12 protein-coding genes are annotated in these 10,400 nt (G+C 26.3%); 6 read left to right on the top strand and 6 right to left on the bottom strand.

The window, feature by feature from the left end; translation table 11 throughout:
* Window positions 1–33: 33 nt before the first annotated feature.
* The 4 genes from bvRMA01_RS04615 to bvRMA01_RS04600 are packed head-to-tail and all read right to left on the bottom strand — an operon-like array spanning window position 34 to window position 1,855.
* Window positions 34–549: a chromosome replication/partitioning protein gene (locus tag bvRMA01_RS04615; protein ID WP_247032491.1), complete on the bottom strand. Its 516-nt coding sequence runs from the start codon at window positions 547–549 to the stop codon at window positions 34–36.
* Window positions 550–594: 45 nt separating this feature from the next.
* The gene (locus tag bvRMA01_RS04610; RefSeq protein ID WP_247032492.1) at window positions 595–1,362 is read right to left on the bottom strand and encodes a ParA family protein; all 768 of its coding nucleotides are present in this window, start codon (window positions 1,360–1,362) and stop codon (window positions 595–597) included.
* Window positions 1,359–1,622, bottom strand: a complete 264-nt coding sequence (locus bvRMA01_RS04605; protein ID WP_247032493.1) for a hypothetical protein — start codon at window positions 1,620–1,622, stop codon at window positions 1,359–1,361. The genes bvRMA01_RS04610 and bvRMA01_RS04605 overlap by 4 nt, the downstream gene beginning before the upstream one ends.
* 2 nt (window positions 1,623–1,624) lie before the next feature.
* Entirely contained in the window at window positions 1,625–1,855 is a 231-nt protein-coding gene (locus bvRMA01_RS04600) for a hypothetical protein (RefSeq protein WP_088895098.1), read from the bottom strand.
* A 395-nt stretch (window positions 1,856–2,250) separates the two neighbouring features.
* Between bvRMA01_RS04600 and bvRMA01_RS04595 the strand changes: the two genes are divergently transcribed.
* Window positions 2,251–2,646: a plasmid maintenance protein gene (locus bvRMA01_RS04595; RefSeq protein WP_247032498.1), complete on the top strand. Its 396-nt coding sequence runs from the start codon at window positions 2,251–2,253 to the stop codon at window positions 2,644–2,646.
* Window positions 2,647–4,172: 1,526 nt separating this feature from the next.
* Here the strand turns inward: bvRMA01_RS04595 and bvRMA01_RS04590 are convergent.
* Window positions 4,173–4,850, bottom strand: a complete 678-nt coding sequence (locus bvRMA01_RS04590; RefSeq protein WP_247032497.1) for a hypothetical protein — start codon at window positions 4,848–4,850, stop codon at window positions 4,173–4,175.
* A 697-nt stretch (window positions 4,851–5,547) separates the two neighbouring features.
* Here bvRMA01_RS04590 and bvRMA01_RS04585 point away from each other — a divergent pair.
* Entirely contained in the window at window positions 5,548–6,225 is a 678-nt protein-coding gene (locus bvRMA01_RS04585) for a hypothetical protein (RefSeq protein WP_247032497.1), read from the top strand.
* Window positions 6,226–7,752: 1,527 nt separating this feature from the next.
* Here bvRMA01_RS04585 and bvRMA01_RS04580 read toward each other — a convergent pair.
* Window positions 7,753–8,328, bottom strand: coding sequence for a plasmid maintenance protein (locus bvRMA01_RS04580; protein ID WP_247032494.1), 576 nt, complete (start codon window positions 8,326–8,328; stop codon window positions 7,753–7,755).
* 217 nt (window positions 8,329–8,545) lie between these two features.
* On the opposite strand from bvRMA01_RS04580, the gene bvRMA01_RS04575 reads away from it, so the two are divergent.
* Genes bvRMA01_RS04575 through bvRMA01_RS04560 form a run of 4 tightly spaced genes read left to right on the top strand, consistent with a single transcriptional unit; the run spans window position 8,546 to window position 10,367 of the window.
* Window positions 8,546–8,776, top strand: a complete 231-nt coding sequence (locus bvRMA01_RS04575) for a hypothetical protein (protein WP_088895098.1) — start codon at window positions 8,546–8,548, stop codon at window positions 8,774–8,776.
* Window positions 8,777–8,778: 2 nt separating this feature from the next.
* Entirely contained in the window at window positions 8,779–9,042 is a 264-nt protein-coding gene (locus bvRMA01_RS04570; RefSeq protein WP_247032493.1) for a hypothetical protein, read from the top strand.
* Window positions 9,039–9,806: a ParA family protein gene (locus bvRMA01_RS04565; protein WP_247032492.1), complete on the top strand. Its 768-nt coding sequence runs from the start codon at window positions 9,039–9,041 to the stop codon at window positions 9,804–9,806. Before bvRMA01_RS04570 ends, bvRMA01_RS04565 begins: the two co-directional genes overlap by 4 nt.
* 45 nt (window positions 9,807–9,851) lie before the next feature.
* Complete coding sequence (locus tag bvRMA01_RS04560; RefSeq protein WP_247032491.1) at window positions 9,852–10,367, top strand: chromosome replication/partitioning protein; 516 nt, start codon at window positions 9,852–9,854, stop codon at window positions 10,365–10,367.
* Window positions 10,368–10,400 lie beyond the last annotated feature (33 nt).

Raw genomic sequence — 10,400 nt, 5'->3', positions numbered from 1 at the left:
ATATTAATTAATTTTTAGTATAAGGTTGGTCAATTATATCATAAACGATTCCCAATTATCCAGCAAATATTCAAGCAAAAACTTCTCAAGTTTTTGCTTGTTTTTCACAAGAATCAATTGCTTCTCCTTATCCTCTAAATTAAATCTAACAATAACGGGTTTGCACTCTGAAGGGGTTCTCTTAACTCTTATATCATTAATAATTTTATTCAAAGAACTTTGCATAACATCTTGCTCACTTACATTTTCATTTTCTAAATAAGCACCTATTTTAATATATCTGTATATCATAGTTCTACTAAATTTATAATCTAAACAAAACTCATAAAAACTATCATATCCATCAAACCTGTATAATTTATTCTTCTTTATCTCATAAAGCGCCTTGGCTAATTCCAGTTTATTAACAACTTCCTCTAAAGTCCGAGCCTTAATTTCCTCCTTAAGTTGTCTATACCTTGATCGAGCCTTTTCTTTGCCGGAAACATCCTCAACTTGAGCAACATCTCCCACCCTGCTTTTAATAGTACTAAGTATATCCATTTTCATCTTTATTCCTTCAACATAAATATTTGTAAACTAGTTTACAAATATTTATGTTGTTTTTATATTTTCAACACCTTCAATAACTTCAGCAACCTTTAAATATTCATTATAATATCGTTCACTCTCCTGAGGCTCTAATCTATAAGTAACCATTTTCTGAATAGCAACACTTCTGTGAATTTTAATCGGAACATATTCTTGATAAAGTTTTTGCAAGCTATAGAAAAATTCTTTCTTTATTTTTCTATTTTCCTCGTAAAGAGTTTGAATAACATAATAACTCTTAAAATCCTGTTTCTGATAAGCACTAATAATCTCTTGCATTTTACTTTTCAAAATATCATAACTTTCAATTGCCCATAGCTCTGCTGGTAAAGGAATAACAACCTTGGTAGCAATCATCAAAGAATTAATAAGCTCTTTATTAACCGATGGAGGGGTATCAATTAATATATAATCATAATCATCAAAATAAGGGGTCAAAATCGTTTTCAACTTATACTCCTGCCCAATAATATTCTCTCCTGAAAATTGAGAAAGCTTAATATGTGATGGGGCAAAGTGCAAATTATCTGTTATTTCATGAACAATACTCATAAAAGACTTTTTAGACTTCAATACTTCGTAAATATTATATTCTCTTATATCGATTTTGTTTTCAAAATAAGGAAGAAAATAAGAAGTAACACTGGCCTGAGAATCAATATCTATAAGTAAAGTTTTATACTTTTTAGAAAAAATAAATCCCAACATTATTGCCGTTACACTCTTACCAACGCCACCCTTAATTGAAGAGATTGTTATAATATCTCTCACCTCATACCCCTAGAATCTAAACACTTAAACCTCTTATCATAAAAAAGTTTATCTAAATTATCTTCAGCAATTAAAAGTTCTTCAGACAAAGAATTAACAACACCAATATCTTTTGCCTTAATTGAGATATTGAGCTTTTTAATCTTATTTTTTATTGTAAAATAAGAAATATTATTAATTTTAGCCAAAAAAAGAGGAGTATAATATTTTTTTCCCTCATATTCAATGAAAAAATTTTTCAAATCTGTTGTCTCTGCCAAACTCAACTACCTTTTTGCCATTCTTTCTTTAGCTTGCCTTTAATAAGATTTTGGGCCTCTTCACTTAAAAGCAACTCCCTTTTCTTAAAAAACAAGTCTTTAGAAGAAATTACACCTTCAATTTTATTTTTTTTTATATATCTCGAAAGATAAGAAGAATCACTATATCCCATCTCCTTTGAAAATTCTTTCAAATTTTTTAAAGAATTTAAAAAATTTAATGTAATTCGCACAACATTTTATCTCCTAAATAAGTTTTCATTAATAGCACAAATTATTGTCTAATATAACTAAATTTATTATAAACTATGAACATCATTTTGTAAATCAAATTGACAAAATAACTTTTTTAGTATATATATAAATTATGTTGATTTTGTTTTTTAAACATAGAGACAAAAAAGACCCAAAAATCAAGGTCTTAAACAAACTGAAATAAAGGATAAATCGATGAAAAATTTAAATTTCTTTTTATATAATAACAGCAAACTCAAGAAAAATCAAGTTAGACTAATAAAACTAATTTCCATCTTAAAATATCTAAACAAAAATAAGTTAGGATATAACCAACAAGACATACTTAACTTGGCTAACTTTTTTTAAAAAAGAAGGTTATGCAGTCATTAAAATGAAAACATTACAAAAAGATTTGGGCTTCCTCAAAAAAAACAATGTAATAAAAACATTTATAATAAGACTTGGGGAATACAAGGGTTCAAAAATAAAGTACATGCCAAAAATAAACGCATATCAAATATTAAAGCAAATACTCAATGCAACAGAAGAACTATTAGAAAGAACATTCAATATCATATATAAACTAAGCAAACAGGAAAAAATCAAAAATAAAACGGAGCAAAAAAATAGAACAAAAAATAGCAGTGTATATAATAATATAAATAATAATATAAATAATAAGAAAAAAATGAGAATAAAAAGGGATGAACAACAGCAAACAATAGAAAAGATATTGGAAAAATACATGTTACACAAGGGTAAACAACAAGAAACGGTTAAAATATAAGAGTAAAACAGAGCAAAGAAATGAAAAAATTAATACATAAGCCAGAACAAAGAGAAAAAAATAAATACAGGTATAAACTTAAGAAGTTTCTTAAAAACCTAAGAGCCTTTGTAATATCTGAAATTTGAAAGGAAGAACATAAAAACAAACATAATAAACTAGACTTATACTGACAACAATAATAAAGACAAAAAAAACTCTCTATATCAAATAAGCAAACTTTTTGAACCAAAAATAAAAAAATTTGTACAAATAATTAACATGACATGTTATTTTTCAGTAGTCTCAACGAGATCAACAAGAAATAAAGGTCATTCTCTCACCAAAGAAAACCTTTTGTTAAGGTCTTATAAATTTCACAAAAAGATTAATATTATCATAAGATTATACTTACTATTGGGTCATCTTAAAGTCATTACTAAATACCAAGTAAAACACACTCATACTGCCTTAAAGTCAAAGGAATTTAAGGTATGTGTATTTCAATTAAATAACAGAAACACTGCCTCTATAAATAAAAATATCACCTTATTCCCCAAAATTTTTCAGAAAATGAATGGGTACTAAAATCAAGTAATCATTTATCAAAATTAGAAATCTTTAATTGTCTCTTGGTAAGTAAAGATTATTAAAATTGATATGTATTTCTACTTGGAGTACAAAAGGATTTCTAAAAAATACCTCAGATAAAATGTTCTAATTAAAATTCTTTGAGTGAAGAAGGTGTGTACGAAATAAACAATCTTCTCCCATTATACAAATAAAAAGAAAACCCCTTGGGGAAGGGGATTATTTAAAAGAATGTATGGTATGAAGTAAATATTGATAATAAATTCTTTTAATTTTAAAAAAGGAGAATATTTAATAATCAATTATTAGTTCAAAAATTAACCATTTCAAGTTTTTCTAAAATATTGCTAATATTTTTTCCTCAAAATTTTAAATAGATGTACCAATGTTTATCAATAACTTCGGGATTTCGAGTCGTATAAGTATTTACCACTTTAATGATAGCTTATTTACAAGTGAAACATTTATAATTTGCCTTATATTTTATTTGAGGGATGTGGATAAGAAGTCTTAACTATAATTTTTTGAGGGTTACATTTTTATACTAAAAAATTTTTGAATATATTGGGAATTAAGATAGACATGTTGTATGCTTAATTTGAAATCTCTTTTGTTAAGAATAGATTTTATTTAGAATATAAGAAAAGAAAGTCCCTACTCCTATGTCTTGTTTTGGAGAGGATTGATAGGAGTGTTGGGGACTGTTGATAGAATGCTTTCTACCGCATTTATATCTGTTTATAATATTATTTTATTTTTTTAATTTTGTAAATATTTTTAAATAATTTTATTATATTCAACGTCAAAACCGAATATTCACATAATATTGCAACAATTGACTATGCAAGCAAGTATAAATAAGTTAATAATAGTTAATATTTATAAGTTGTTACTGATGTTTACCATTATAAATTTAGATATATTTCTATTAACTACATTACACTTATTATCTTGTGTTAGAAATCATGATCAAGGTTTTTTATTGCTTTTAAAAGTCTCATTTGACCTGTTTGTAATGTAGAAATTTTTCTTTTCTTATTTCTAAAGTTTAATTCTTGGTTTATTTTTTTATTCAATTCTTGCATTTTTTTAATCTCTAAGGCACTTGGTTCATAATCGATCCATTTTTTGTCTATCCACCCTTTTTCCCATTCATAATAGCCTTCACTGTAGTTAGTTCCATTAGACTCATCGAAATGTCTTGAAAGTGCTGATATTAATTTTGCACCATACTGAAGCATTTTATCTGTTTCTGTTCTTGCAATAAATTCATCATAATCATAGGTTTTACCCGTTTGCATATTGATGATATCAATAATTAGTTTAAAGGTATTTATGCAATTCATTGCAATATTGCCAAATGGAAGATCCGGACTACTTAAGCACTTGATATTGATCGCATATTTACTCTTTAAACTTCTAGGTATTTTGAAGAAATCGACTATAAATCCATCAACTTTGGCTTTGTAATTTGCCTCATACTGAGAATTACCAAAAAAGGTTTCCCGATTACCCTCGGTCATATAATTATCATAATTCAGTATCATAGGCAATTTTTTTTCTTGAATATTATCTTGTTTAATATTTTCCATCCCATATCCTTTTGGGATCAAAAAGTTTTGCTTTGACCCCATACATTATTATAATATATATTAAATAAGAACCGATACAAATAGCTGGTGATTTTTTTAGTATGAATTCTTTGTTTGCTTAACATAAGATTGACACCCTTTTACCCGGAATCATTATTTTTTATATTTGATATTGTTTTTTTGCTGGTTTGTGATAAATTTAATTTATCTTTAACCTTTAACCATTTATAAGAAGCTTTGAGCAAGCAATTTTCTCAAAGCTTCTTATTGCTATATTACTACACAGTACTAATATAGTATAACGATAGATAGTCTACTTAAATATATTGTTTTACGGATATTTATTGGACCATAAAGACTCAAAAAAGTAAGACATGCATCAACAGTATAGCAATGCATAAGTATCTGCTCATAGATAACTTTTTCTAAAAAAAATTATAATCAATTCAAATTCACCAATTTTAAAATAATCAAAATCGTTATACTATATTAGTACTGTGTAGTAATATAGCAATAAGAAGCTTTGAGAAAATTGCTTGCTCAAAGCTTCTTATAAATGGTTAAAGGTTAAAGATAAATTAAATTTATCACAAACCAGCAAAAAAACAATATCAAATATAAAAAATAATGATTCCGGGTAAAAGGGTGTCAATCTTATGTTAAGCAAACAAAGAATTCATACTAAAAAAATCACCAGCTATTTGTATCGGTTCTTATTTAATATATATTATAATAATGTATGGGGTCAAAGCAAAACTTTTTGATCCCAAAAGGATATGGGATGGAAAATATTAAACAAGATAATATTCAAGAAAAAAAATTGCCTATGATACTGAATTATGATAATTATATGACCGAGGGTAATCGGGAAACCTTTTTTGGTAATTCTCAGTATGAGGCAAATTACAAAGCCAAAGTTGATGGATTTATAGTCGATTTCTTCAAAATACCTAGAAGTTTAAAGAGTAAATATGCGATCAATATCAAGTGCTTAAGTAGTCCGGATCTTCCATTTGGCAATATTGCAATGAATTGCATAAATACCTTTAAACTAATTATTGATATCATCAATATGCAAACGGGTAAAACCTATGATTATGATGAATTTATTGCAAGAACAGAAACAGATAAAATGCTTCAGTATGGTGCAAAATTAATATCAGCACTTTCAAGACATTTCGATGAGTCTAATGGAACTAACTACAGTGAAGGCTATTATGAATGGGAAAAAGGGTGGATAGACAAAAAATGGATCGATTATGAACCAAGTGCCTTAGAGATTAAAAAAATGCAAGAATTGAATAAAAAAATAAACCAAGAATTAAACTTTAGAAATAAGAAAAGAAAAATTTCTACATTACAAACAGGTCAAATGAGACTTTTAAAAGCAATAAAAAACCTTGATCATGATTTCTAACACAAGATAATAAGTGTAATGTAGTTAATAGAAATATATCTAAATTTATAATGGTAAACATCAGTAACAACTTATAAATATTAACTATTATTAACTTATTTATACTTGCTTGCATAGTCAATTGTTGCAATATTATGTGAATATTCGGTTTTGACGTTGAATATAATAAAATTATTTAAAAATATTTACAAAATTAAAAAAATAAAATAATATTATAAACAGATATAAATGCGGTAGAAAGCATTCTATCAACAGTCCCCAACACTCCTATCAATCCTCTCCAAAACAAGACATAGGAGTAGGGACTTTCTTTTCTTATATTCTAAATAAAATCTATTCTTAACAAAAGAGATTTCAAATTAAGCATACAACATGTCTATCTTAATTCCCAATATATTCAAAAATTTTTTAGTATAAAAATGTAACCCTCAAAAAATTATAGTTAAGACTTCTTATCCACATCCCTCAAATAAAATATAAGGCAAATTATAAATGTTTCACTTGTAAATAAGCTATCATTAAAGTGGTAAATACTTATACGACTCGAAATCCCGAAGTTATTGATAAACATTGGTACATCTATTTAAAATTTTGAGGAAAAAATATTAGCAATATTTTAGAAAAACTTGAAATGGTTAATTTTTGAACTAATAATTGATTATTAAATATTCTCCTTTTTTAAAATTAAAAGAATTTATTATCAATATTTACTTCATACCATACATTCTTTTAAATAATCCCCTTCCCCAAGGGGTTTTCTTTTTATTTGTATAATGGGAGAAGATTGTTTATTTCGTACACACCTTCTTCACTCAAAGAATTTTAATTAGAACATTTTATCTGAGGTATTTTTTAGAAATCCTTTTGTACTCCAAGTAGAAATACATATCAATTTTAATAATCTTTACTTACCAAGAGACAATTAAAGATTTCTAATTTTGATAAATGATTACTTGATTTTAGTACCCATTCATTTTCTGAAAAATTTTGGGGAATAAGGTGATATTTTTATTTATAGAGGCAGTGTTTCTGTTATTTAATTGAAATACACATACCTTAAATTCCTTTGACTTTAAGGCAGTATGAGTGTGTTTTACTTGGTATTTAGTAATGACTTTAAGATGACCCAATAGTAAGTATAATCTTATGATAATATTAATCTTTTTGTGAAATTTATAAGACCTTAACAAAAGGTTTTCTTTGGTGAGAGAATGACCTTTATTTCTTGTTGATCTCGTTGAGACTACTGAAAAATAACATGTCATGTTAATTATTTGTACAAATTTTTTTATTTTTGGTTCAAAAAGTTTGCTTATTTGATATAGAGAGTTTTTTTTGTCTTTATTATTGTTGTCAGTATAAGTCTAGTTTATTATGTTTGTTTTTATGTTCTTCCTTTCAAATTTCAGATATTACAAAGGCTCTTAGGTTTTTAAGAAACTTCTTAAGTTTATACCTGTATTTATTTTTTTTCTCTTTGTTCTGGCTTATGTATTAATTTTTTCATTTCTTTGCTCTGTTTTACTCTTATATTTTAACCGTTTCTTGTTGTTTACCCTTGTGTAACATGTATTTTTCCAATATCTTTTCTATTGTTTGCTGTTGTTCATCCCTTTTTATTCTCATTTTTTTCTTATTATTTATATTATTATTTATATTATTATATACACTGCTATTTTTTGTTCTATTTTTTTGCTCCGTTTTATTTTTGATTTTTTCCTGTTTGCTTAGTTTATATATGATATTGAATGTTCTTTCTAATAGTTCTTCTGTTGCATTGAGTATTTGCTTTAATATTTGATATGCGTTTATTTTTGGCATGTACTTTATTTTTGAACCCTTGTATTCCCCAAGTCTTATTATAAATGTTTTTATTACATTGTTTTTTTTGAGGAAGCCCAAATCTTTTTGTAATGTTTTCATTTTAATGACTGCATAACCTTCTTTTTTTAAAAAAAAGTTAGCCAAGTTAAGTATGTCTTGTTGGTTATATCCTAACTTATTTTTGTTTAGATATTTTAAGATGGAAATTAGTTTTATTAGTCTAACTTGATTTTTCTTGAGTTTGCTGTTATTATATAAAAAGAAATTTAAATTTTTCATCGATTTATCCTTTATTTCAGTTTGTTTAAGACCTTGATTTTTGGGTCTTTTTTGTCTCTATGTTTAAAAAACAAAATCAACATAATTTATATATATACTAAAAAAGTTATTTTGTCAATTTGATTTACAAAATGATGTTCATAGTTTATAATAAATTTAGTTATATTAGACAATAATTTGTGCTATTAATGAAAACTTATTTAGGAGATAAAATGTTGTGCGAATTACATTAAATTTTTTAAATTCTTTAAAAAATTTGAAAGAATTTTCAAAGGAGATGGGATATAGTGATTCTTCTTATCTTTCGAGATATATAAAAAAAAATAAAATTGAAGGTGTAATTTCTTCTAAAGACTTGTTTTTTAAGAAAAGGGAGTTGCTTTTAAGTGAAGAGGCCCAAAATCTTATTAAAGGCAAGCTAAAGAAAGAATGGCAAAAAGGTAGTTGAGTTTGGCAGAGACAACAGATTTGAAAAATTTTTTCATTGAATATGAGGGAAAAAAATATTATACTCCTCTTTTTTTGGCTAAAATTAATAATATTTCTTATTTTACAATAAAAAATAAGATTAAAAAGCTCAATATCTCAATTAAGGCAAAAGATATTGGTGTTGTTAATTCTTTGTCTGAAGAACTTTTAATTGCTGAAGATAATTTAGATAAACTTTTTTATGATAAGAGGTTTAAGTGTTTAGATTCTAGGGGTATGAGGTGAGAGATATTATAACAATCTCTTCAATTAAGGGTGGCGTTGGTAAGAGTGTAACGGCAATAATGTTGGGATTTATTTTTTCTAAAAAGTATAAAACTTTACTTATAGATATTGATTCTCAGGCCAGTGTTACTTCTTATTTTCTTCCTTATTTTGAAAACAAAATCGATATAAGAGAATATAATATTTACGAAGTATTGAAGTCTAAAAAGTCTTTTATGAGTATTGTTCATGAAATAACAGATAATTTGCACTTTGCCCCATCACATATTAAGCTTTCTCAATTTTCAGGAGAGAATATTATTGGGCAGGAGTATAAGTTGAAAACGATTTTGACCCCTTATTTTGATGATTATGATTATATATTAATTGATACCCCTCCATCGGTTAATAAAGAGCTTATTAATTCTTTGATGATTGCTACCAAGGTTGTTATTCCTTTACCAGCAGAGCTATGGGCAATTGAAAGTTATGATATTTTGAAAAGTAAAATGCAAGAGATTATTAGTGCTTATCAGAAACAGGATTTTAAGAGTTATTATGTTATTCAAACTCTTTACGAGGAAAATAGAAAAATAAAGAAAGAATTTTTCTATAGCTTGCAAAAACTTTATCAAGAATATGTTCCGATTAAAATTCACAGAAGTGTTGCTATTCAGAAAATGGTTACTTATAGATTAGAGCCTCAGGAGAGTGAACGATATTATAATGAATATTTAAAGGTTGCTGAAGTTATTGAAGGTGTTGAAAATATAAAAACAACATAAATATTTGTAAACTAGTTTACAAATATTTATGTTGAAGGAATAAAGATGAAAATGGATATACTTAGTACTATTAAAAGCAGGGTGGGAGATGTTGCTCAAGTTGAGGATGTTTCCGGCAAAGAAAAGGCTCGATCAAGGTATAGACAACTTAAGGAGGAAATTAAGGCTCGGACTTTAGAGGAAGTTGTTAATAAACTGGAATTAGCCAAGGCGCTTTATGAGATAAAGAAGAATAAATTATACAGGTTTGATGGATATGATAGTTTTTATGAGTTTTGTTTAGATTATAAATTTAGTAGAACTATGATATACAGATATATTAAAATAGGTGCTTATTTAGAAAATGAAAATGTAAGTGAGCAAGATGTTATGCAAAGTTCTTTGAATAAAATTATTAATGATATAAGAGTTAAGAGAACCCCTTCAGAGTGCAAACCCGTTATTGTTAGATTTAATTTAGAGGATAAGGAGAAGCAATTGATTCTTGTGAAAAACAAGCAAAAACTTGAGAAGTTTTTGCTTGAATATTTGCTGGATAATTGGGAATCGTTTATGATATAATTGACCAACCTTATACTAAAAATTAATTAATAT

Source organism: Borrelia venezuelensis, from assembly GCF_023035835.1.
Taxonomy (GTDB): domain Bacteria; phylum Spirochaetota; class Spirochaetia; order Borreliales; family Borreliaceae; genus Borrelia; species Borrelia turicatae.
The sequence above is the reverse complement of the archived record's forward strand: the minus strand, read 5'-3'. Positions and strand labels throughout refer to the sequence as shown.